Below are 23,297 nucleotides of genomic sequence, written 5' to 3' on the forward strand. Positions count from 1 at the left end.
TACCCCTAACCTGCCTAAACTAAAATCAGCAAAATCATAAATAACAATACACCTATCATCAATACAAATGCATAGTCAAACAGATATCCGCGTTGGATTTTTCTAAAACTATCACCAGTATGATAGATTAAGCTAGATGTACCCTGTACAACTGCCTTATCTATGATAAATATGTCTATAACCTTCCATAAGAAGTTACTAATAGCTAAGAAAATCGCAACAAAAACAACATCATATAATGCATCAATGAAGTATTTTTTAACTAGAATATGATAAACAATTCCTACACCAGATTTTGTACTAGCTAAAGCTCTAGGAATACTTGGTAGCCATATATATAGTACATATGATAGTACTAAAGCACTACTTGCTAACCAGAAAGGCACAGTTGAAACCGAATGCTTAATAAAGGCAAATGAATTAAATGTATCAGGCTCACTAGCTAAATCAGCAGTTACAGACATACCGTGTAATCCTGCTTGAGCATATGAACTTATAGTATTTCCAAATAAACCATGACTCTGTGATAGTATACTTGTAAAGAAGTATTCACCTATGAAAGCAGAAGGTATTGCTAACAATATTAGTGGTACCAATATGCTTAAAGGAGATTCTTTAAGATGTGATTTTTCTTCTTCAGACATTCTTTCCCTGCCATGGAAAACTAAGAAGAACATTCTAAATATATAAAAAGATGTTACAAAAGCACACGCTAAAACCATATAGTATGCAAACTGATGGCCAAACACTGTAGTTGTTTGTGCTGCTTCAATAATCAAATCTTTAGAGAAGAAGCCAGAGAACGGCGGAAGTGCAGCAAGCGCCCACGCACCAATAAACATACATAGGTATGTAACTGGCATATATTTTCTTAAGCCACCCATTCTACGAATATCTTGCTCATGATGCATAGCCACAATAACAGAACCTGCTGCTAAGAATAGCAATGCTTTAAACATTGCGTGAGTCATAAGATGGAACATACCAATTGAGAATGCTCCAGCACCTTGTGCAACCATCATATAACCAAGTTGTGATAGCGTACAATACGCAATAACTCTCTTAATATCTGTTTGTACAATAGCGATCAAGCCCATAAACAAACAAGTAATTGCACCTATAATTAGTACAAAGCTTAGGGCTGCCTCAGACATGACAAACATTGGAGAAAGTCTAGCCACCATAAATACACCAGCTGTCACCATTGTTGCCGCGTGTATCAATGCTGAAATCGGAGTAGGACCTTCCATTGATCCTTCTAACCAAGAATGTAGAGGGAACTGTGCTGATTTACCCATTGCACCGATAAATAAAAGCACACACATTAAAGTAACAGGGCTAAAGCTCATTCCTAAGAAGTGTACAACTTGAGTATTATCAATATTTGGTAAAGCGGCAAATACAGTTGTATAATCAACAGACCCTGTATATAAAATAACAGCTCCTATACCTAGTAAGAAACCCAAATCACCGATTCTATTTACAATAAATGCTCTTAAACTTGCCACATTAGCATTATCTCTATTGAAATAAAAACCAATTAGTAAGTATGAGAATAAACCAACACCTTCCCATCCAAAGAATAAAAGTAAGAAGTTATTACCCATAACTAGACATAGCATTGCAAACGTAAAGCCTGAAATATATGAGAAGAATCTCGCGTAGCCTTCTTCTCCTTTCATATATCCAATAGAATAAATATGCACTAATGTTGATACAAATGTCACTATTAGCATCATATATACTGTAATTCTATTTACAGTAAAACCAACATCGAAAGAAAACAGTTTTGAAACTGGAGCCCATTGATAATAGCTAACACTATAAACTTCAGAACCACCAAATACACCGCAAGCTAAAATCACACTAAGGACAAACGAAAGTCCACATAGCGAAATTGTGAAAAAATTAACACCTGCATTTTTAACAGATTTACCACCAAACCCAGCAATTATTGCTCCAAGTAAAGGTGCTAAAACTATAACTGCGATTAATACAGCTGCTACTTGATTACTTATTATCATAGCTTGATTAACCTCTCAGTGTATTAAGTTTACTTAAATCAATAGTTTTACGTTTTCTCGATATAGCAACAACAATAGCTAAACCTATTGCTGTTTCAGCAGCAGCTACTGCCATTATAAAGAATACAAAAACTCCACCCATCGCTTGATGATGCATATTAGCAAATATCAAAAAATTTGTATTAACCGCTAAAAGCATCAGCTCTATAGACATTAGAAGTATTAAAATACTTCTTCTATTTATAATGATTCCGGCAACACTAACAACAAATAAAATCGTACTAAAAATTAGTCCGTTTGTAACTGAAACTGAGATACTACTGCCCATCTTTCGCACCCTCTTTATTACTTGGTATTTTTACCATAGTCAGACGATCTTTCGCCCTAACTTTAACCTGCTTACTCGGGTTAACTGACTTATTATCTTTACGCTTAGGCCTTAATGTAAGCGTTACTGCTGCAGTCATTGCTGCTAGCAATATAAAGTCAATAAGCTCAAACACATACAAGTTGTTATCATTAAACATAGTTGAGCCTATTATTTTTAGTCCTCCAACTCCGCCTTGCATACTTGCACCTGCAAAAACATGTGTAACCGCATAACTAATAATCGTTGCAAATATAGCACAAACGATTACAGCAGCTAGAGCATAGAAGAATCTTCCTACCCTTCCTTCTTTTTCAACATGTAGATCTAACATAAAGACCACAAACAAGAACATTACTAGCACAGCACCAACATAGACAACTATAAGTAGTAATGCCAAATATACTTGTTGTAAAATAATCCAAACAGCCGCTGTAAATATAAACGTAAATATCATTGCAATTACAGAGTTAACTGGATTATTCCCTAACACCAATACTAAAGCTGAAATAATAGCTAGCGATGCAAAAATATAAAATAAAATATCTGTTACAATCATCTTTTTACCTAAAATCCTTATCTTGTAGCCTATCAGCAGCTATTTGCGACTCATACTTATCACCTACAGCAAGAAGTTTAGCTTTTGTCATAATATTCTCACCACGCTCTTCAAAGTGGTATTCTAAAATATTAGTCTCAACAATTGAATCGACAGGACAAGACTCTTCGCAGTAACCACAGAAAATACACTTAAATAAGTCTATTTCATAACTTGAAGTTCTACGTGAACCGTCTTCTCTTTCAGTTGAATTAATTGTAATAGCTAACGCAGGACAAACCACCTCACATAGTTTACATGCAATACATCTTTCTTCACCATTTTCATAGCGTCTAAGAGCATGTAATCCTCTAAATCTATTAGATATCGGAGTTTTCTCATCCGGATACTGTACTGTAACCTTGCGCGTGAAAAAGTGTTTACCTGTTACTTTAAGACCTTTTAGAAGCTCCCATAGTAAAAAGGTTTTAAAAAAATTCGTTATATTTCTCATATCACTATCCCTTTACCACCAAGGTCCTAGACCAAATCTAACCATACAAGCAACTACTACTACCCATACAAATGTTAAAGGTATAAATATTTTCCATCCCAAACGCATAATTTGGTCATATCTATATCTAGGATATGTAGCTCTTACCCATAAAAACATGAACATGAAAATACCAGTCTTACCAAATAGCCAAATAACTCCAGGAACAAAACTAAATACGTGCTCTAAAGGAGTCGATTGGAATGGTGAATTCCAACCACCCAAAAACATAATTGATGTTAATATACTGATCAAAATCATATTTGCATACTCTGCTAAGAAGAATAGAGCAAACCTAGCACCTGTATATTCTATATGGTGACCAGCAACAATTTCTGACTCACCTTCAACAACGTCAAAAGGAGCCCTGTTTGTCTCAGCAATACCTGCAATAAAGTACACAATAAACAGCGGAAATAACGGTATAAAATACCAATGCCAGATTCCACCAGTTTGGGCATCTATAATTCCTGTAATTCCCATTGAGCCTGCTGCAATTACAACACCTACGATAGAGAAGCTCATAGCTAACTCATAAGATATAACTTGCGCACCTGCTCTTAAAGCACCAAATAATGAATATTTATTGTTTGATGCCCAACCAGCAATTACGATCCCATATATTGAGAATGAAGTCATTGCTAGGATATATAATAGACCCAAGTTCATATCCGATAGTACCACCCCTCTTGAGAAAGGTATAACAGCCCAAGCCGCATAAGCTGGTGCAAATGCTAATATCGGGGCTATGAAGAATAAGTATCTATTTGACTTATTTGGAATGATTATCTCTTTTAAGAAAAGCTTCAGTGCATCAAAGATTGGTTGTAATAAACCAAATGAACCAACCCTGTTTGGCCCAAGCCTATCTTGCATATATCCAATTACTTTTCTTTCTGCATATGTATAATAAGCTACTACTAATATTAGAGGGATTATTATTAACAACGTATACAGAACTGTCCATAAAATATACTCTATCATATTACTTCTCCCCTTCTACTAGCTTAATATTAACGCTATCACCTTGCATAAAGTCTTTAAATAAACTTCTCGGGATCATAATATTCTTAGCTTGTAAGCTTGGATCAACGATAACTTCTGGATTTATCTCATTATCTATATCATAAATCTTAACAGTACCTGATTTGGCTTTAAGTCCGATATCATCAGCTAACTCTTGAGATATTCTCACACCAGAGAATCTCTTCGCATCTTTTGTCTGTTGAAGAGGCTCTGCTCTTCTTAATAAACTACTAGATCCATAAACAGGGTTTGATGCTAAGAATGCTATATTCTTTTGATAATCAAGACTTGCATTTAATATCTGAGTAACATGATTTATAGATACTCTAGCTCTATTTGCATAAGTATCTTCAGTAACTTCATTTATAGCGTTATATTCAAAACCTTCTAAGCCTAAAAGGTTACCAAGAACTCTTAGAATTCTCCATAACTCTTTATTTTCAGCATACGGCTTGACAACTTGCTTAAACTCTTTTGTATTACCAAACATATCAACAAAACTACCACTAGTTTCGTAATGAGTTGCTACTGGAATAATAATATCAGCTGTATCTTTAGTAAATTTATCCGCAAATGGAGTAAAGCTTACTACTATATCGATATCATCTAAGGCTTTTCTAAGCTTTTGCTCACCATATAAGCTATCTTTAGACAACTCAGTATGCGCTGTTAAAAGAAGTTTTGTTTTTGTTTGAGCATTTAAACACTTATATGTACTGAATTTTGTTTTAGATGAGCTAAGAATTCTATCTGCAGCTACTGAGTTAACATCGCTTGCTAACACGCCACCTTTGATATTTGTAACCTTCTCTAAAACATCTAACACACAGAAAACTGTTTCAAAACCATCAGAGTTAACAATATCTTGACCAATAATTACTTTAGGATTCTCAGCAGCTATTATCTTATCTGCTGCATCTCTTATTTCTGCAGCTGGATCAACTTTTCTTAGAATCTCATCTAAATCACCATAAGGTAAATTTGCTCTAACAAAAATTGCTTTAAGTAAAGATAATGCTATATATTGAATATTATCAGCAGCTAATCTAACCTGCTTAATATCATAATTAAAACTATAATCACAAACATTCCAAGCAACTGCATTAGCATTATTTTTTTCAACAGCATCTTTAACTGCTAAGTTAACTAAAGGATACTCTTTTCTAATATTTGAACCAAATACTAATACAAAATCACTATTTCTAATATCATCTAAAGAACAGCTAAGGCCTTTACCAGAACTAATGCCTGAGATATCCGCGTATTGTCTCACACGAGCATCGATATTATTTGATCCTACAGAAGCTAATAGCTTCTTCATTAAGAACATTTCTTCTGATGTTGAAGATTCAGACATAATAGCTGAAATAGCTTCAGCTCCATCTTTTTCTTTAGTTTTTTCAATAGCTACCTTAACAAAGTCAAGAGCTTCTTCCCAAGAGACATTTGCCCAGCCACCAGATTTCTTAATCATTGGTTGCTGAACTCTTTCTTGACTATAAAGACCTGTATACTCAAATCTATCTCTATCTGCTATCCATGTTCCTGTTACTTCACTTTCTCTTGGAACAACACGAACCAGTTTATTTTGATAAACATGAGCATTTATATCTACAGCTAAGGCATCACCTGATGAAACTGTAGGATACTGTTTAAGCTCCCATGATCTTGCTTTAAACCTAAAGGGTTTTGATGTAAGAGCACCAACAGGACATAAATCTATGACATTACCAGATATCTCTGAGTCAAGCATATCACCAGAAACATAAGTGCTGATAGATGAATGATCACCTCTACCCATCACACCAAGCTCTTTGATTCCTGCAACTTCTTCACCGAAACGAACACAACGTGTACATAAAATACATCTTGTCATATCAGTAGCTACTAACGAGCCTAACTCAGGATCAGCAACAGCTCTTTTTGACTCAACATACTCAGAAGCAGTCTTACCATATCCCATAGCAATATCTTGTAGTTCACACTCTCCACCTTGATCACAAATAGGGCAATCTAATGGGTGGTTTATAAGTAAGAACTCCATCATATCTTTTTGCATCTTTAATGCAGTTTCAGAGCGAGTTTTGACTTTCATCCCATCCATAATAGGTGTCGCACAAGCTGGAGATGCTCTTCTAGCACCTTCAACATCAACAAGGCACATCCTACAGTTAGCTGCTACGGATAATTTTTTATGATAGCAGAATCTTGGAATGTAAATACCATTCTCATCTGCAACTTCTATAATTGATTGATTAGGTAAAGCTTCATAATTCTTACCATCAATCTCTATATTTATTCTCTTGGATTCTTTATTGTCTGACACAGAACTACCTCAATCAACTATTGATCCACTATACTTTTACCATTATTCTCAATCATATAAACAAACTCATCTCTAAACTTATTTATATAACTTTGTACTGGCCATGCAGCTGCATCACCTAAGCCACAAATACTATTTCCTTCAATATTCGTCGCTACTCTTACAAGACTATCTATATCTTCAGGTCTGCCTTCACCAGCTATGATTCTATGCAACGTACGAGCTAGCCAGCCAGTTCCCTCTCTACATGGAGTACACTGACCACAAGACTCTTCATGATAGAAATCTGCCAACCTAGCTAGCGTTCTAACCATACATGTAGTCTCATCTAACACAACAACTGCCCCAGACCCTAGCATTGAACCAGCCTCTGCTATAGATTCATAATCCATGTTAGCTTTCATCATCTCTTCACCAGTTAGAATCTTAGAAGAGCTCCCTCCAGGAATCACTGCTTTTAACTTGTGACCTTTACGTACACCACCACACATTTCTAGTAGCTCTTTAAAAGGCATACCTAAGCCAATTTCAACAACTCTTTGCTTTTCAACATGGCCTGAAACACAAAATAGCTTTGTACCGCCACTTTTCTCAGTACCTAGTTTTTTAAACCACTCACCCCCATGCTGCAATATCGCTGGCACAGATGCATATGTTTCAGTATTGTTTATATTTGTGGGTTTACCATATAGACCTACAAAAGCTGGGAAAGGTGGCTTGAATCTTGGGCGGCCCTTTTTACCCTCTAAAGAGTTCAAAAGTGCAGTTTCTTCACCACATATATATGCACCAGCCCCTATCGCAGAATATAAATCAAATGAAATTCCTGATGACTTTATGTTAGAACCTAATATCCCTGCCTGATATGCTTCTATAAGAGCATCTTCAAACCTTCTTATCGGCTCATAAAACTCACCTCTAGTATAATTATAACCAGCTGTAGCACCAACCACATAACCAGCAATAGCCATACCTTCAATAAGCTGATGTGGGTTTCTTCTTAAGATCTCTCTATCTTTACAAGTTCCTGGCTCACCCTCATCTGAATTACAAACAACATACTTTTGCCCTGGAGTATTACGTGGCATAAAGCTCCACTTCAACCCAGTAGGGAAACCTGCACCACCTCTACCTCTAAGTCCTGATATTTTTAACTCTTCTATTATCTGCTCAGGAGGAATTTTTTCGGTTAATATTTTATTCCAATAAGAATAACCTCCTACAGATAAATAAGATTCCAAACTATAAGACTCATTTAAATGTAGGGTACGAAAACAAACTTCATTAGCCATTTACCACTACTCCAAAGAATCAATAAGTTGATTCACTTTTTCTATAGTCAAATTTTCATAAAAAACTTTATCCACCTCTAACATTGGTGAACCGCAACAAGCACCTTGACACTCTACTTCTTTTAGAGTGATACGACCATCTTTTGTAGTCTGACCAGGTTTGATACCAAGTTTTTTCTCGATATGTTTCAAAATATCATACGCTCCATTTAGCATACACGAAACATTAGTACAAAGATTTAGCTTATGTCTACCAACTGGTTTTAGATCATACATACAATAAAAAGTAGCAACTTCATAAACATCAACCTTACTAACCTGCAGGTACTCTGCTAAAGCTGTTTGTAAATCATCTGTTAAAAAACCACCATTTTGGTCTTGTAAAATATGCAAGCCTTCTAATATAGCTGATCTTCTTTGATCTGCTGGAAACTTACTTAAAACTCTATCAATATCTTCTCTCGCTTGCGGCGATATTAAATCTACTAAAGACATCTTTCCTCTACCTATCTACATCACCAAACACAACATCTATTGTTGAGATAATTGCCGGAGCATCTGCTAACATATGCCCCGCTAACAACTCATCCATCGCACTGATATTTGCAAAACCAGGCGCCCTCATTTTTAATCTATAAGGCTTATTTGCACCATCTGATTTTATATACACCCCAAACTCACCCTTAGGATGCTCCGTGCCGACATAAACCTCTCCTTCTGGAGTACAATACCCCTCAGAGAAAAGTTTAAAGTGATGAATAAGCTCTTCCATATTATTTTTCATTGCATTTCTTCTTGGGGGAGCAACCTTATGATCATCTGAAAGTACTGGACCTGGGTTAGCTCTTAGCCAATCAACACACTGTTTCATAATCTTATTTGACTCACGCATTTCTGCCATTCTCACAAGATATCTATCATAACAGTCTCCGTTTGCACCAACAGGAATATCAAAATCTAACTTATCATAAACCTCATATGGCTGAGCTTTTCTAATATCCCAAGCAACCCCACTACCTCTAAGCATAGGACCTGTAAAACCAAGCTCCTTAGCTCTCTCAGCAGAAACAACTCCAATATCAACGGTTCTTTGTTTCCAAAGTCTGTTATCAGTTAAAAGAGTATCAATCTCATCTAAAGACTTCTCAAAATCAACAACAAAAGAGTCTAAAAAGTCCAACATACTACCTTGTCTATTAGCATTTATCTTTTTAGTCTTTCTTTTGCTAGTAAACCTAGTCTGCTTATATTGAGGCATTTGTGTTGGTAGATCTCTTGCTACACCACCTGGTCTAAAGTATGCTGCATGCATACGAGCACCAGAAACAGCTTCATAACAGTCAAAAAGATCTTCTCTAACTCTAAAAGCATACAAGAAAACAGTCATTGCACCTAAATCGATACCACATGCTGCAACCCATAAAAGATGATTAAGAATTCTTGTCATTTCAGCAAATAATACTCGAATATACTGACCTCTTTCTGGCACTTCTAATTCAAGTAACTTTTCTATTGCCATAACATAGGCATGTTCATTACACATCATTGATACATAATCTAGCCTATCCATATAGCCAATACTTTGATTATATGGCTTAAATTCAGCAAGCTTCTCTGTACCTCTATGTAGTAATCCCACATGAGGGTCAGCTCTAACAACATTTTCACCATCTAGTTCTAGAATAAGTCTAAGAACACCATGTGCCGCTGGGTGTACTGGACCAAAATTCAACGTATAGTTTTTATACTCTGCCATTTTATAAATCCACAGTTTTATTTAATTACGAATAACTCTCGGAGCATTAACCCTGTCATCAATCTCTACAGGCTCATATACAACTTTACCAAGGTTTTCATCGTAGCGCATTTCAACATATCCTGTTTGAGGGAAATCTTTTCTCAAAGGGTGTCCTACAAAACCATAGTCTGTTAGAACTCTTCTTAAATCTGGATGGTTATTAAAATAAATCCCAAACATATCATACACTTCTCTTTCAGCCCAATCAGCTGAAGGCCAAAGATCACTAACAGAATCAATCAATATAATTTGAGCATCTTTAAGTTTGCACTTAACTCTGACTCGAACATTATTTGCCATACTCAATAACTGGTAGATAATCTCAAATCTATTTGTAACATCAGCTGTTTTAAACTCTTGCTGACGAGCTCTTGAAAAACCTTGCTGTGACACAGCCTTACCAGTTTGCCAATCAGACTGGCCATATGTTAAATAATCGACCGCTGTCACATCTGTCAACTGCTCAAATGAATACTTTTTTTTAAGTCTCTCAAGAACAAGATGAATATCTCTTTGATCTCTCACTGAAATAGTTATTTCATTATATGCAATATAACTTTTAACGCCTAACCCATCTAGAACTTTATTTAAGTTATCAAAATGGTCTTGTAAAGAAACACTCACTACTACTTCCTCGCTATAGTATTTGTTCTAACAATCTTGTTTTGAAGTTGTATGATTCCATAAACTAATGCCTCTGCTGTAGGAGGACATCCTGGAACATATATATCAACAGGGACAATCCTGTCACAACCTCTAACAACAGAATAAGAGTAGTGGTAATACCCTCCGCCATTTGCACACGACCCCATAGATATAACCCACTTAGGATCTGGCATTTGATCATAAACTTGTCTTAATGCTGGAGCCATTTTATTACACAAAGTTCCAGCTACAATAAGAACATCTGACTGTCTTGGAGAAGGTCTAAAAACCACCCCAAATCTATCTAAATCGTATCTTGCTGCACCCGCGTGCATCATTTCAACAGCGCAACATGCTAAACCTGTTGTAACAGGCCATAAAGATCCAGTACGGACCCAGTTTATCAGAGCATCAGCACTAGCTGTTATAAATCCTTTATTTTCGTTACCTATTCCCATTCCAAAGCTCCTTTCTTCCAGGCATAAATCAACCCTAGAAATAGTACTACTAAAAATACAATCATTGCCACAAAAGCATGGCCTGAAATAGCTGGAACACCAGCACTAGCTCTCAAATTTATCCCCCAAGGAATAATAAATGCCAACTCCAAATCAAAAACCAAAAACAGTACAGCAATTAAATAAAATCGTACATCTAGCTTCTCTCTAGCATCTCCAAAAGTTGGAAAGCCGCACTCGAATGTCTCACCTTTTGTTTGACTCGGATTGTTCGCGCCAACAATCGTCGATAAAACCTTACCTACAATTGCAAAAGTAGCACCTAATCCAAAAGCAATAATGAGAAATATCAAAATTGGAGCGAATTGCCCGTAAATATTAGTAGCCATAGAAAAATTATAAATCTAATTTAAGTACGCCAATGATAGCATAATTAAGGTCTAAGTACAAAATCAGAAGCAGATTTATACGGTAGATGATAATGATAAAAATTAAGTCAACTTTTTATTAACTACTTATTAACATTTAAATAATATATTATTAATAATTAACTGCTCTATATTTGCCATATATATAACGTGCCTAAAAATATGTGGTTAAAAGTTTGCATTAATGGTAAAAACTATGTCAAAATTCATCTTAGAAGTATATAAGAAAAGAAAAAATGGACTCTAAAAATCTTGACTTAAAAAAGTTTGGTTTCAAAATCACTCAACCTCGATTAGAAATATTAAAGTTATTCGAGGAAAACTTAGATAAGCATTTCAGTGCCGATGATATCTTCTCAGAACTAAAATCACAAGGAAGTACTACAGGAATAGCTACTGTATATAGAGTTCTCGGCCAATTCGAATCAGCAGGAATAATAAATCGCCTTAAATTAGATAACGACCAAGTAATGTACGAGTTAAACCAAGGTGAGCATCATGATCACATAATATGCATCGAGTGTAATGAGATTCAGGAGTTTTATAATGAAGAAATAGAAAAACTTCAAAAACAAATTGTTGAATCATTCGGTGCAGAACTAATAGACCATAACCTAAACCTCTATGTTAAATGCAAATCATGTCGAAAAAAATAAACCTAATTTCTTTAAAATAACTCTTTATATACTTTTTCTAAAGAGTTTTGACTATTACTTAATAAATATAAACTCTTCCCTGTAGCACCATACCCCGATAATCTAATATTCAAAGAACTTAGACTTTCTGAAAGATTATTTAACAAACTTGGCATTTTATCTAAGTTATTACCAACAATAGTTGTTAGAAGCAAATTACGCTCTAAACTTAGCTCAACTTCTCTTAGATGTCTTAAATCTTTAAGAATTAACTGCTCTACGATATTATCAACTTTAGTAATAACAAATGAAAAAGCTGATTCTGTTAGATTAGATATTTCTGCGTTTATATCGTATTTTTTTAAAACTAAAAATACCTGGTTAGCTATACTTGATATATCCTGATTGAAAGATTTTATATTGATTAAAGTTTGCTCTGCCCTTTCAGTAACTGCTTTAATTATATTTTCATCTTCAACTGTATCATTATCTATGTATGTACCTCCTTTATTAGGATAAAAGGTAGAGCCAACAAATACTTTGGTATTACTTCTTAATACAGGTTGCAATGTGTCTGGATGTAAAACCTTTGCTCCAAAATTTGCCAACTCAATAGCCTCTTGATAACTTATCCTCTCTATAACCTGTGATTGTGGTATAAGCCTTGGGTCTGCCTGATAAATACCTGTAACATCTGTCCAAATATATAACATATGTGCCTTTATGGCTTCTGCTATAAGAGCTGCTGAATAGTCACTTCCTCCTCTACCTAAGATCGTTGTCTCACCTTCAGCATTTGAGCCAATAAATCCCTCTAAGACAAAAATTTTATCAGTATCTCTTAGATGTTTCTTTACCTGCTCAGCAATAGCTTCAAGAACGGGCTTTGCCTTAGTGTAACAGCCTTGTGTTTTTATAATACACCTTGCATCGATATATCTTGACTCTACCCCCCTATTTTTCAAAGCTTGATTAAAAATAAAAGCTGAGATTCTCTCACCAAATGCTAATATTTGAGCATGCAATTTTAGATTTTGTGATTTAGTTCGATATAACTTCTGACATAAAACTTCTAATTCATTAAATAGAATGTTTATCCAGCTATTTACATCATTTCCTACATGATCTACTATCGGATCTATAATGTCATGTAATTTCAAAATAATTTCTTTATAACTAGTAATATCGCTATCTAAAAGTTTAGCAAGCAAATTAGTAACCCCTGCTTGAGCACTAACCACAACGATTTTTATATCATTATTCTTTTTTACTATGTTAATACACTTTTGTATTGCAAAAATATCTGCAACACTAGTTCCTCCAAATTTTGCTACTCCAACACCTTTTCTCATAACTTAATTTTTTTGCAATTAATAGTTGCATTTAAATATATTCTAAATGATAATGATTATCAATATTAATTATAGGGTGACCAAAAATGAATTATCCTTCTCAACAATCCATGCTACAAAATCAATCAATATGGGAATCCAATGCTAGAAGCTACCCTAGAAAAAATCCCTTTGTAATTAAAAAGGCTCAAGGAGTTTATTTAACAGACATACAAGGGAAACAATATATAGATTGCTTGGCCGGAGCAGGTACGATAGCCCTTGGCCATAATCACCCAGATATTACAGAGGCTATATTTTTAACTTTAAATAAGAATGTCCCAATACACACTTTAGACTTACTGACTGAAGAAAAACACAGCTTCATGCAAGAATTACTCGACTCTTTACCAAAGAGCTATCATAAAAAATCAAAAGTCCAGTTTTGTAGTCCTAGTGGTGCTGATGCTGTGGAAGCAGCTATAAAATTATGTAAAACCGCAACAGGTAGAGAAAATATTATTGCTTTTCATGGTGCTTATCATGGCATGACTCAAGGCACTCTTTCTTTAATGGGCAATTTAGAGCCCAAAGAGAATATCTATGGCCTTACACCTTACACACATTTCCTTCCTTTTCCATACTCATATCGCTGCCCTTTTGGGTTGAAAGATGAACAAAGTATTGATGTAAATATACAAATGATTTCTCGCCTATTAAAAGATCCTGAAAGTGGCATAAAAAAACCAGCAGCAATTATCCTAGAGCCAATTCAAGGTGAGGCAGGCGTAATTCCAGCACCTATAAAATGGTTAAAAGCGATAAGAGAGCTTACTAAAGAGCTAGATATCCCTTTGATTGTTGATGAAGTTCAATGTGGTATTGGTAGAACAGGTCATCTATATGCTTTTGAAAAAGCTGGAATTGATCCTGATGTGATAGTTCTTTCAAAAGCACTAGGTGGTGGTCTACCTATCTCTGTAATACTTTACAAAAGTTACCTAGATACTTGGAAGCCAGGAGCACATACAGGGACATTTCGAGGTAATGTTTTAGCAATGGTTGCCGGTAGTGTTGTTTTAGATAAAGTAAACAATTCTAAGTTTTTAGAACAAGTAACTAAGAAAGGTAAATATTTCTTTGAGAAACTAAATGATCTAAAAGCCAAGTACAACATCATAGGCGATGTTCGTGGAGAAGGACTTATGATAGGTATGGAAATCGTTGATACTACGTTTAAGCCTGATCTAATTGGAAGTCTACCAGCAGATGGTCAAAAAGCTCTAAAAATAAAAAAAGCTTGTTTTGATAAAGGTTTAATTGTTGAGCTTGGCGGACGTTTTGGTGGAACTATTAGATTTTTACCTCCTTTAACTATAACCACAGAGCAAATTGATCAAGTAGTAGAAATATTAGAGAGTTCTATTAAGGAGAATCTATGAATTTAGATCTTAATAAGTACTTCTTAAACAATACTGATGAAAGTATTAACTCATATATCCGTAATATCCAAGATGCTCTAGAGATGGTTATAGATAGCATAAATGACAATAATATTTTTAGTGGAAAAGATGCAGGCCAGCTAATAAATATAGTTAATAATTTCAAAATAAATGAACAGCCTCAAAGCCTAGAAAGCATTATAGAGAACAAATTTAGAGATATTTTCAAAAACTCTCTAAATATAAATTCGCCAGCATCAATGGCCCACCTACACTGTCCTGTAATGATACCTTCATTAGTTGCTGAGCTATTCATATCACTACTAAATCAATCAATGGACTCTTGGGATCAAAGCCCTATCGCGACATATATCGAACAAAATATTATCAATTGGTTAAGCTCGCTAATTTATATAAATAACTCCTTTTCTGATGGTATATTCACAAGTGGAGGAACTCAGTCAAACTTAATGGGGCTACTTTTAGCTCGAGATTACTATTGCGAAAACATCCTAAATCATAAAATAGCTGACTTAGGGTTGCCAAATATTGCTAACAGGTTTCGGATATTATGCACAGAAAAAACGCACTTCTCTGTGCATAAGTCACTATCTATATTAGGTTTAGGTAAAAACTCTATTGAACTAATAAAAACTGATCATAACCTTCAACTAGATACACAAGATTTATTAACCAAGATAGTTAACCTTAAAGCTCAGAACTTAATACCCATATGTATAGTTACGACAGTTGGCGACACTGATTTTGGCTGTATTGATAATATTAAAGAAATAGCCGAAATTGCAAATAAAAATAATATTTGGTTACATGCAGATGCTGCTGTTGGTGGTGCTGTAATACTATCTGATAAGTATAAACATAGGCTTAATGGCTTAGAACTAGCTGATTCTGTAACAGTAGACTTTCATAAGCTTTTTTTCCAACCAATCAGCTGTGGCGCTTTCTTCTGCAAAGATAAATCATATTTTAAGCTACTTAGCTACCATGCCGATTATCTTAATCCAGATGATGATGGTTTTGACTGTATAAACTTGGTAGATAAATCAATTCAAACCACACGTAGGTTTGATGCTCTTAAGATCTTTATTTCTTTACAGTCCAGCGGCACAAAACTATTTTCAGAATGGATTAACCATATAATTCAGACAACCACTAGTACTATTAAAATAATAAGTAATGACGAACACTTACAACTAGCCTTTAAAGAATATCAACACCTAAATAATAGTCTCAATACCATTGTATTTAGATATTTTAATAAAGATTTAGATTTATCTGCCCTAAATTCTATTAATAGTAAGATTCATAAACTTATATTTCATAGTGGCCGTTTTGCTATTGCACAAACAAAAGTTAATAAAAACATCTATTTAAAAATTACTCTAGTAAACCCCATGATCACGCAAAATTTAATTAATGATTGTCTTACTCAAATAAAGACACATGGTGATTTACTCAAAAATCAAATAGAGGTAAGTAAAAATGATTAAATACGCCAATGAAATCACTCTAAAAAATTTCCTTAACTGCTATTATCGTGAGTTTAATGACTACACCTTAGTTAAAAACCTAGATGATGGATATCAGTTTAGTATAAATTTAGACTCTATAGAGTCAATATTTGAAATCTCATTAAAAATTTCTCCAATATTAAAGTCTCCAACATGGCAGTTACCTTGTTATCTAATAAAGCAAGGTATCCGATCAAAGCTAGACCCTCTTGAAGCAGTGCTTTTAATCATTAGAGAACTAAATGGTTCTAATGAACTTATAGAAAGAGTCTCAGATTCTACAATTAATATTACCTCTATACTTCAAAAGAGAAAACATAAGCTTGATAGATCATTTGGTTGTAAGAGCTCCTTTATCTTAAATGAGCAAAATCTTATAAGAGGTCATAGACAGCAACCTGACCCTAAAAGTCGCAGAGGTCTGTCACTACAAGAGTTTATTAAATACTCCCCTGAAACAAATGGGAAATTACAGCTTCACTATATGTATGTTGATAAAAATATCTTAGAAACACATTCATTACTTGATAAAAGTGTTAACCATATTTTTTTAGATTTCTTAACCAATGAAAGTATCCCAATAAAACAAGATAAAAATTATGAGCTTTTTGCATTACATCCTTGGCAAGCAAAATACTTAGCTGAACATGATGAAATAAAAAAATATAAAGTTGAAAATAAAATAATTGATATTGGCGTTATGGGTCCATGGTTTTATCCAACGACATCAGTTAGAACTCTATACTCACCAGATTTTAATATCATGTTAAAGTTTTCATTAAGCATTGCTATTACAAATTCAGTAAGGATTAATTTAGCCAAAGAATGTGCTAGAAGCTTATCTGTGCATAAATTATATAAAAATCATCTAAAACCAATATTAGCTAAAGAGTTCCCGTATTTTAATCTAATTACCGATCCTGCTTTTTCTGCAATCAAAATCAATAATAAAATCTTTGATCCAAGTATATGCATCATTCGTAACTCAAGTTTTAACCCCCAAGATGATGTAGCTTGTATTGCTAGCTTAACTGAACCTAATCCTTTTAGTGAAAGAACTCGTATTTGCTCACTGATACTATATTTAAGCGTACATAATAATATGCCTACTTATGACGCTGCTATTTATTGGTTTGAAACATATCTATCTGTTGCTATTACTCCTATTCTATGGCTCTACTCAAAGTATGGGATTGCTCTAGAAGCCCATCAGCAAAATTTACTAGTTAAGCTAGAGCATGGCCTACCCATTGAGAGCTATTATCGTGATAGCCAAGGGTATTACTATATAAAAGATCATTTTGGGCTGAAGGAAGCTAACTTTGGAGACATTAGCAATTTATGTGAAGGATCTAGGGAGTTTATAGATCATCATTTTTGTTACTATTTTATCGTTAATCAGCTTATGTCTGTTATAGAAGCTATTGCCAACACTGGATATATTAGTGAGCGAGACTTAATCAAAGTCACAACTTCCTTTCTTGAAGGTTTTGCGGAGAAATATCAGGCTTGCAATAAATTCATAAACAAAATTCTAAAGTTAGATCAACTCCCACTAAAAGCTAATCTACGCACACGACTAGATGGTCTTGATGAGCTACAAGCCCCGCTAACAAGTCAATCTATTTACGTTAATACTAATAATAATCCTTTTAAGGAGGTTATATGAAAATCTATGATGTTATTGGAGTAGGTATTGGTCCATTTAATCTAGGATTAGCCGCTCTTTTGCATGACAAACCTATAGATAGTATTTTTTTTGATAAGAAAGAGAGCTTTTGCTGGCATCCAGGATTAATGATGGATTGGACAACATTACAAGTGCCATTTTTGGCGGACTTAGTAACTATGGCTGATCCAACAAATAGATTTACATTTCTAAATTATTTAAACGAGAAAAATCGACTTTATAAATTCTATTTCAAAGAAGATTTCTTTATTCCTAGACAAGAATATAATGACTACTGTTCGTGGGTTACACAAAACTGTGATTCTTGTAAATTTGGTTATGAGGTAATAAACATAGAGCGAATTGAAGAATCTAGTAGTGAACTATGGTCTGTAACAGTTAGAGATACACAAAATAACAAACAACAATATTTAACAAAAAATATAGTACTTGGTTTAGGAACAGTGCCTCAACTTCCACCACAACTTTCTAATCTAGAAAATGTGCATCATAGTAGTGAGTATCTAGATATAAAGACTCAAGCTTTGAAAGATCGACATATAACTATAATCGGTTCAGGACAAAGCGCTGGAGAAATATTTTTAGATTTAATGAGATCAAAAAATGATTCAACCAAAATTACGTGGTTAACAAGAAGTAAAGGGTTTTTCCCTATGGAATACTCTAAGCTTGGATTAGAACACTTTTCACCTGATTATATTGATTACTTTTATAATCTCTCTAGTAGAGAAAAGCCAAAGCTTATAAAAGAGCAGGACTTACTATATAAAGGCATAAGTGCCCAAACTATTTCAGATATCTATGATGTCCTTTACGATCATACAATACAAAATAAAGACTCCGCTGAACTTATTGCTAATGCTGAGTTTATAGCAATGGCTGATAATAGTCGTGAACTTAATTGCTATTTTTATCATAAACAACAGGACAAAGACTTTCTAGTAAAAACAGATAGAGTCATTGCAGCAACAGGATATAAAACAAATATTAGCCCAGCTATCGCTAATATAGATAAATTTATCGTCCACGGTGAGAATAACTGCCTAAAGGTAACAAAAGACTATAAGTTAATAACTAAAAATACTAACTTAAATATCTTCATCCAAAATGCTGAAATGCATACCCATGGCGTTGGAGCTCCTGATTTAGGGTTAGGTGCATATAGAAACACAATCATAGCTAACCAGCTTCTTAATAAAGAAGCTTATAAGATTCCCGCAAATTGCATTTTCTCCTCTTTTGGAGTTCCAAAGAAGTATTTAACACGCAGAACAAACATTGAAGTGGCATAACATATTAGGAGACAAACTCTATGAATAATACAAATTATTATAAAATAGCTAGCACTCGTTTATTAGAGAAGATAATATCTGAATTTAGTTATGAAGAAATTTTCCACCCTCTTCAAAAAGATATAGATCAAGAACTCTATACCTTAGAAATAAACTCTTCTTTACACTATAAATTTAAAGCCTCTAGAAGAATATATGGAAATTTGATTATCCATAAAAACTCTGTCATAAGATATGAAAATAATAAATGCGAAATTGCTAATGATGCTATACAGCTTATCCTAGACACATTACCAATTACAAAAATTGACACCACAACACTTGCTCACTTTATCAAAGAACTTAATAACACTATATACGCAGATATTGCTATCCTTGAGAAAGATAGTCCTAGTGCTAAAGACATCTATAAACTCCCTTATGCATATATTGAAGGAATAATGACTGGTCACCCTTGGTTTGTAATAAATAAAGGACGTATTGGGTTTAATGCACCTGACTATGCGAACTATACTCCAGAAATGCAAAAAATCATAAATCTATCTTGGATAGCTATACACAAAGATCTGGTGACTTTTTCATGTATATCAAACCTAAACTACTCACAAATAGAAGATAAAGAAATTAATTCTGAGATCTTACGTAGTTTTCACAGAACTATCGAAAGAAATGATAAGAACCCTAGTGATTTTTATATTCTACCTGTGCATCCATGGCAATGGAAAAATACTCTAATACAGCAGTTTACTAAATATATTGCTAATAAAGATATTATATTTCTCGGCAAATCAACAGACCAACATTTAGCAATGCAATCAATAAGAACTATGTCTAATATATCCTATCCAGAAAAACATAGTATAAAGCTTCCTTTAAATATATTAAATACTGCTGTTTATAGAGGTTTACCTAAGGATCAAACTATCAATGCACCCATACTCACTGAGTGGGTAAAAACCATAGCTGATAAAGATGAGTTTTTGTCTGATCGTAACTTTATCTTATTAGGAGAGTTAGCTAGTGCATATTGTAAGCACCCCTACTACTGCGAAATCTCAAAAGTCCCGTACTACTTCACAGAGCAGTTAGGAGCAATCTGGAGAGAAAGCATTCAAAGCAGGTTACAAGAGAATGAGAAAGCTATAACTATGGCAGCTCTAACACACATAGATCGTAATGGCAAAAGTGTTATTTGTGAAATGATAAAAGAATCTTCTCTAGATATAGATAAGTGGTTAACAATGTTCTTTGAAAACACTGTACCTCCCCTACTACATTTCTTATACAAATATGGCATGGTTTTTTCACCTCATGGAGAGAACAGTATATTAATAATAAAAGACAATCTCCCTGTTGGTTTAGCGATGAAAGATTTTGTTGATGATATCAATATTTGTCAGAACCCTGTCAATGAGCTAGCATCATTACCACAACAGGTAAAAAATGCTATCCCTCAAGTTACAGATAATTATTTATTACAGTTTATTCATACTGGGCTATTTGTTGTACATTATAGGTATATTTCTTCAATTCTTGCTGATAAGTTAAATTATCCAGAACTATACTTTTACCAAAAGCTAGATGAATGTATACAAGGTTATCAGGCGAGTCAGCCAAAATTAAATTCTCGTTTTAAGCGTTTTGATTTATATAAGCCAACATTTGAAAAACTTTGCTTAAATAGATTAAGAATATTTGAGGTAGGATATAGTGACTATAATGAAAGACCTAAGGTTATCTCAACAGGTCAACTTGATAACCCTTTATTTCTTGCTAAAAACTTCAAAGATATAAGCCATAACATATTTACGCATGGTAGAGTATCTCTTAGAGCCTTTTCTTTAGAAAAAGACTTAGAAACTATTCACTCATGGATGAATAAACCTCACGTTGCTAAATTTTGGAGTTTAAATAAGTCAAAATCAGAGCTTAAAAAATACTTCTGTAATTTGCTATCAATGCCTAACCAAAGTTTATTTGTACTATCAGTAGATCAAAATGAAATAGCATATGCTGAAATTTATAAAGTCAAAGGTGATCGTATTGCTAATTATCTTTCACCTAAAGAGAATGATTATGGTTGGCATCTTCTAATAGGTCCTGAAAATGCTGTAGGCAAAGGATACTCAAAACTTCTTGTTAAAGCTCTTAGTCAATACTGCTTTCTAAAGCTTAATGCTAGTAATGTTATTTTTGAGCCTGATGTTAGAGTTACACCTTTTCAAAAGATCGCCCCTAAAATAGGTTATACAAACCAAGGAGAAATAACTCTACCTGAAAAACAAGCCTATATATTTAGCTGTTCTAAAGATACTTTTATTGAGGGTACTCATTATGATTAAATGTGATATATCAAAATGGCCCATAGTCAATATGCATTTTGGAAGTCATTCAAGCTATGATGACGTTTTAAACTGGCTTAGCTTTTGTAATGAAATATTAAAAAAACAACAAAAATTTTTAATTATAAGTTCTTTCTCAGAAAAGTATCAGTTTGAACATAACGCTAGAGTAAGACAAGCTAAATGGTTTAAAAAATCAAAATTGGAACTTTCAAAATGGTGTCTTGGCATGATTAGGATTACTCAAGACCCTATTATGATTGAGAAAATCAACAACCCGGCTATGCACAAAGGAATGCCTTTTCGCTGTATTGTGGCTGATAACTTTAATGATGCCTCAAAACAAGCCCAACAAATATTAATAAAAAACAATATGATATGAAAAAAAGAAACGTTGATATCACAACACTATATTTAGCCCAAGCAATTTCACTATACTTCTGTACTTATGGATTGCCAACTATCCTGCGATCAGAGGGAGTCTCTCTAGAGAAAATAGGACTTTTTGGTATCTTACTGGTTCCATGGGTTATAAAGTTTTTATGGGCCCCATTTGTTGATAAGAAATATATCAAAAATATAGGACGAAGAAGAAGCTGGTTCTTAGTGATGCAGTTTGTTACGATATTATTATTTTTGGTATTCTCAATTTATAATCCAAGAGACTATACCAACTATATTTTTCTATTGGCCTTTTTACTCTCCTGTACTGCAGCAACACAAGATATTGCCGTTGATGGCTTCTCAATTGAGCAAACAAAGGCTAAAAATCTACAATGGTGTAATTTCTCGAGAATAATTGGTACAACATTAGGTAGCATGATCGGCGGAGCATCGCTAATTGCGCTATATAAAATACTAGGCTGGCATAATATTACCTTATATATGTCTATAATAAGTATTTGCATTTGTTTGTATATGCTTTTTATAAAAGAAGATGATAACAATAGTTTCCTACACACCATACCATCAATAAAATCATTCTTTAAAAGAAAAGAAACTAAAATGTTGCTAATCATCTGCCTATCCTATCGTGCTTGTGAAGGACTAGTAATGGGCATGCAATCATCATTCCTTGTAGATTCAAATATCCCTTTAAGTACAATAGGCGTAGTAATGGGGATAGGAAGTGCTATTATCGGAATATCTGGAGCAGCAATAATAAGCTATCTTTTTAATTTTTTTAGAGAAACAGCCCTTTTGACTTTACTCGCCATAATTAGAGGTTTTTGTTACTTCTCTCTAGGAATTATTAGCTTATACAGTATAAGTAATCAGACGATAATTTTTAGTATTGTCTTATTAAATATGGCTTCACGCCTTATGGAAATGGTTGTTTTATATACTATCTTTATGAAATTTAGTTCAAAAGATCAAGCCGGTACTGACTTTACTATATTAGTATGTGCCGAGCTTCTAATATATATCCTAGGTATGTCTGCTAGTGGCTTCTTAGCTGCAAATATTGGATATTCAATGCTTTTCATCTTAGGGGGGGCTATCTCAATACCAGGTTTCTTAATTGCATTTTTACTTCTAAGAAAATTACCGCTCAACATAGCTATATAAAACATATAA

General features: G+C 33.9%; 21 protein-coding genes. 8 read left to right on the plus strand and 13 right to left on the minus strand.

Features of this window, described 5'->3' with window-relative positions; translation table 11 throughout:
- Positions 1 to 14 precede the first annotated feature (14 nt).
- The 12 genes from nuoL to ndhC are packed head-to-tail and all read right to left on the minus strand — an operon-like array spanning position 15 to position 11,416.
- A complete protein-coding gene (nuoL, locus tag FIP56_RS09510) occupies positions 15 to 2,024 on the minus strand; it encodes an NADH-quinone oxidoreductase subunit L (protein WP_192578668.1) in 2,010 nt (669 codons plus the stop codon).
- Positions 2,025 to 2,031: 7 nt separating this feature from the next.
- The gene (gene nuoK / locus FIP56_RS09515; RefSeq protein ID WP_192578669.1) at positions 2,032 to 2,352 is read right to left on the minus strand and encodes an NADH-quinone oxidoreductase subunit NuoK; all 321 of its coding nucleotides are present in this window, start codon (positions 2,350 to 2,352) and stop codon (positions 2,032 to 2,034) included.
- Entirely contained in the window at positions 2,342 to 2,950 is a 609-nt protein-coding gene (locus FIP56_RS09520) for an NADH-quinone oxidoreductase subunit J (protein ID WP_192578670.1), read from the minus strand. Before FIP56_RS09520 ends, nuoK begins: the two co-directional genes overlap by 11 nt.
- A gap of 4 nt (positions 2,951 to 2,954) precedes the next feature.
- On the minus strand, positions 2,955 to 3,443 hold the full coding sequence (gene nuoI / locus FIP56_RS09525) for an NADH-quinone oxidoreductase subunit NuoI (RefSeq protein ID WP_192578671.1): 489 nt from the start codon (positions 3,441 to 3,443) through the stop codon (positions 2,955 to 2,957).
- Between the two features lie 12 nt (positions 3,444 to 3,455).
- Entirely contained in the window at positions 3,456 to 4,466 is a 1,011-nt protein-coding gene (nuoH, locus tag FIP56_RS09530) for an NADH-quinone oxidoreductase subunit NuoH (RefSeq protein ID WP_192578672.1), read from the minus strand.
- A 1-nt stretch (position 4,467) separates the two neighbouring features.
- On the minus strand, positions 4,468 to 6,834 hold the full coding sequence (nuoG, locus tag FIP56_RS09535; RefSeq protein ID WP_192578673.1) for an NADH-quinone oxidoreductase subunit NuoG: 2,367 nt from the start codon (positions 6,832 to 6,834) through the stop codon (positions 4,468 to 4,470).
- Between the two features lie 17 nt (positions 6,835 to 6,851).
- Positions 6,852 to 8,126 carry an NADH-quinone oxidoreductase subunit NuoF gene (gene nuoF / locus FIP56_RS09540; RefSeq protein WP_192578674.1) on the minus strand — a complete coding sequence of 425 codons (1,275 nt, stop codon included), beginning with the start codon at positions 8,124 to 8,126 and terminating at the stop codon, positions 6,852 to 6,854.
- Between the two features lie 6 nt (positions 8,127 to 8,132).
- Positions 8,133 to 8,621 carry an NADH-quinone oxidoreductase subunit NuoE gene (nuoE, locus tag FIP56_RS09545; protein ID WP_192578675.1) on the minus strand — a complete coding sequence of 163 codons (489 nt, stop codon included), beginning with the start codon at positions 8,619 to 8,621 and terminating at the stop codon, positions 8,133 to 8,135.
- 7 nt (positions 8,622 to 8,628) lie between these two features.
- Positions 8,629 to 9,882, minus strand: coding sequence for an NADH-quinone oxidoreductase subunit D (locus FIP56_RS09550; protein ID WP_192578676.1), 1,254 nt, complete (start codon positions 9,880 to 9,882; stop codon positions 8,629 to 8,631).
- A 21-nt stretch (positions 9,883 to 9,903) separates the two neighbouring features.
- On the minus strand, positions 9,904 to 10,548 hold the full coding sequence (locus FIP56_RS09555) for an NADH-quinone oxidoreductase subunit C (protein ID WP_192578677.1): 645 nt from the start codon (positions 10,546 to 10,548) through the stop codon (positions 9,904 to 9,906).
- Between the two features lie 2 nt (positions 10,549 to 10,550).
- The gene (locus FIP56_RS09560; RefSeq protein ID WP_072713368.1) at positions 10,551 to 11,027 is read right to left on the minus strand and encodes an NADH-quinone oxidoreductase subunit B; all 477 of its coding nucleotides are present in this window, start codon (positions 11,025 to 11,027) and stop codon (positions 10,551 to 10,553) included.
- Complete coding sequence (gene ndhC, locus FIP56_RS09565) at positions 11,018 to 11,416, minus strand: NADH-quinone oxidoreductase subunit A (RefSeq protein ID WP_192578678.1); 399 nt, start codon at positions 11,414 to 11,416, stop codon at positions 11,018 to 11,020. The genes FIP56_RS09560 and ndhC overlap by 10 nt, the downstream gene beginning before the upstream one ends.
- Positions 11,417 to 11,691: 275 nt before the next feature.
- Between ndhC and FIP56_RS09570 the strand changes: the two genes are divergently transcribed.
- Complete coding sequence (locus FIP56_RS09570; RefSeq protein ID WP_192578679.1) at positions 11,692 to 12,111, plus strand: Fur family transcriptional regulator; 420 nt, start codon at positions 11,692 to 11,694, stop codon at positions 12,109 to 12,111.
- 11 nt (positions 12,112 to 12,122) lie between these two features.
- Here FIP56_RS09570 and FIP56_RS09575 read toward each other — a convergent pair whose 3' ends face one another.
- Positions 12,123 to 13,442 (minus strand): aspartate kinase, encoded by a 1,320-nt coding sequence (locus FIP56_RS09575; RefSeq protein ID WP_192578680.1) that lies wholly within the window; start codon positions 13,440 to 13,442, stop codon positions 12,123 to 12,125.
- An 86-nt stretch (positions 13,443 to 13,528) separates the two neighbouring features.
- Here FIP56_RS09575 and FIP56_RS09580 point away from each other — a divergent pair, with 86 nt between their 5' ends.
- From FIP56_RS09580 to FIP56_RS09610, 7 genes are read left to right on the plus strand one after another with little or no spacing between them, the layout of a single operon-like run.
- A complete protein-coding gene (locus tag FIP56_RS09580) occupies positions 13,529 to 14,863 on the plus strand; it encodes a diaminobutyrate--2-oxoglutarate transaminase family protein (RefSeq protein WP_192578681.1) in 1,335 nt (444 codons plus the stop codon).
- Positions 14,860 to 16,374, plus strand: a complete 1,515-nt coding sequence (locus FIP56_RS09585) for a pyridoxal-dependent decarboxylase (RefSeq protein WP_192578682.1) — start codon at positions 14,860 to 14,862, stop codon at positions 16,372 to 16,374. The genes FIP56_RS09580 and FIP56_RS09585 overlap by 4 nt, the downstream gene beginning before the upstream one ends.
- Entirely contained in the window at positions 16,367 to 18,064 is a 1,698-nt protein-coding gene (locus FIP56_RS09590) for an IucA/IucC family protein (protein ID WP_192578683.1), read from the plus strand. The genes FIP56_RS09585 and FIP56_RS09590 overlap by 8 nt, the downstream gene beginning before the upstream one ends.
- The gene (locus tag FIP56_RS09595) at positions 18,061 to 19,377 is read left to right on the plus strand and encodes a SidA/IucD/PvdA family monooxygenase (protein ID WP_192578684.1); all 1,317 of its coding nucleotides are present in this window, start codon (positions 18,061 to 18,063) and stop codon (positions 19,375 to 19,377) included. Before FIP56_RS09590 ends, FIP56_RS09595 begins: the two co-directional genes overlap by 4 nt.
- Before the next feature lie 20 nt (positions 19,378 to 19,397).
- Complete coding sequence (locus FIP56_RS09600) at positions 19,398 to 21,719, plus strand: GNAT family N-acetyltransferase (protein ID WP_192578685.1); 2,322 nt, start codon at positions 19,398 to 19,400, stop codon at positions 21,717 to 21,719.
- A gap of 31 nt (positions 21,720 to 21,750) precedes the next feature.
- Positions 21,751 to 22,101: a hypothetical protein gene (locus FIP56_RS09605; protein ID WP_245323074.1), complete on the plus strand. Its 351-nt coding sequence runs from the start codon at positions 21,751 to 21,753 to the stop codon at positions 22,099 to 22,101.
- Positions 22,098 to 23,288, plus strand: coding sequence for an MFS transporter (locus FIP56_RS09610; RefSeq protein ID WP_192578687.1), 1,191 nt, complete (start codon positions 22,098 to 22,100; stop codon positions 23,286 to 23,288). The genes FIP56_RS09605 and FIP56_RS09610 overlap by 4 nt, the downstream gene beginning before the upstream one ends.
- Positions 23,289 to 23,297 lie beyond the last annotated feature (9 nt).

Source organism: Francisella sp. LA112445, from assembly GCF_012224145.1.
In the GTDB taxonomy this organism is placed as follows: Bacteria; Pseudomonadota; Gammaproteobacteria; order Francisellales; family Francisellaceae; genus Francisella.

Excerpts from the sequence above, each read along its gene's own strand:
- FIP56_RS09590 (WP_192578683.1), top strand. The coding sequence starts at position 16,367 with ATGATTAAATACGCCAATGAAATCACTCTAAAAAATTTCCTTAACTGC.
- nuoI (WP_192578671.1), bottom strand. The coding sequence starts at position 3,443 with ATGAGAAATATAACGAATTTTTTTAAAACCTTTTTACTATGGGAGCTT.
- nuoL (WP_192578668.1), bottom strand. The coding sequence starts at position 2,024 with ATGATAATAAGTAATCAAGTAGCAGCTGTATTAATCGCAGTTATAGTT.
- FIP56_RS09610 (WP_192578687.1), top strand. The coding sequence starts at position 22,098 with ATGAAAAAAAGAAACGTTGATATCACAACACTATATTTAGCCCAAGCA.
- FIP56_RS09580 (WP_192578681.1), top strand. The coding sequence starts at position 13,529 with ATGAATTATCCTTCTCAACAATCCATGCTACAAAATCAATCAATATGG.
- FIP56_RS09560 (WP_072713368.1), bottom strand. The coding sequence starts at position 11,027 with ATGGGAATAGGTAACGAAAATAAAGGATTTATAACAGCTAGTGCTGAT.
- nuoH (WP_192578672.1), bottom strand. The coding sequence starts at position 4,466 with ATGATAGAGTATATTTTATGGACAGTTCTGTATACGTTGTTAATAATA.
- FIP56_RS09550 (WP_192578676.1), bottom strand. The coding sequence starts at position 9,882 with ATGGCAGAGTATAAAAACTATACGTTGAATTTTGGTCCAGTACACCCA.
- FIP56_RS09575 (WP_192578680.1), bottom strand. The coding sequence starts at position 13,442 with ATGAGAAAAGGTGTTGGAGTAGCAAAATTTGGAGGAACTAGTGTTGCA.
- FIP56_RS09585 (WP_192578682.1), top strand. The coding sequence starts at position 14,860 with ATGAATTTAGATCTTAATAAGTACTTCTTAAACAATACTGATGAAAGT.
- FIP56_RS09570 (WP_192578679.1), top strand. The coding sequence starts at position 11,692 with ATGGACTCTAAAAATCTTGACTTAAAAAAGTTTGGTTTCAAAATCACT.
- FIP56_RS09600 (WP_192578685.1), top strand. The coding sequence starts at position 19,398 with ATGAATAATACAAATTATTATAAAATAGCTAGCACTCGTTTATTAGAG.
- nuoE (WP_192578675.1), bottom strand. The coding sequence starts at position 8,621 with ATGTCTTTAGTAGATTTAATATCGCCGCAAGCGAGAGAAGATATTGAT.
- FIP56_RS09605 (WP_245323074.1), top strand. The coding sequence starts at position 21,751 with ATGCATTTTGGAAGTCATTCAAGCTATGATGACGTTTTAAACTGGCTT.
- ndhC (WP_192578678.1), bottom strand. The coding sequence starts at position 11,416 with ATGGCTACTAATATTTACGGGCAATTCGCTCCAATTTTGATATTTCTC.
- nuoF (WP_192578674.1), bottom strand. The coding sequence starts at position 8,126 with ATGGCTAATGAAGTTTGTTTTCGTACCCTACATTTAAATGAGTCTTAT.
- FIP56_RS09595 (WP_192578684.1), top strand. The coding sequence starts at position 18,061 with ATGAAAATCTATGATGTTATTGGAGTAGGTATTGGTCCATTTAATCTA.
- FIP56_RS09520 (WP_192578670.1), bottom strand. The coding sequence starts at position 2,950 with ATGATTGTAACAGATATTTTATTTTATATTTTTGCATCGCTAGCTATT.
- nuoK (WP_192578669.1), bottom strand. The coding sequence starts at position 2,352 with ATGGGCAGTAGTATCTCAGTTTCAGTTACAAACGGACTAATTTTTAGT.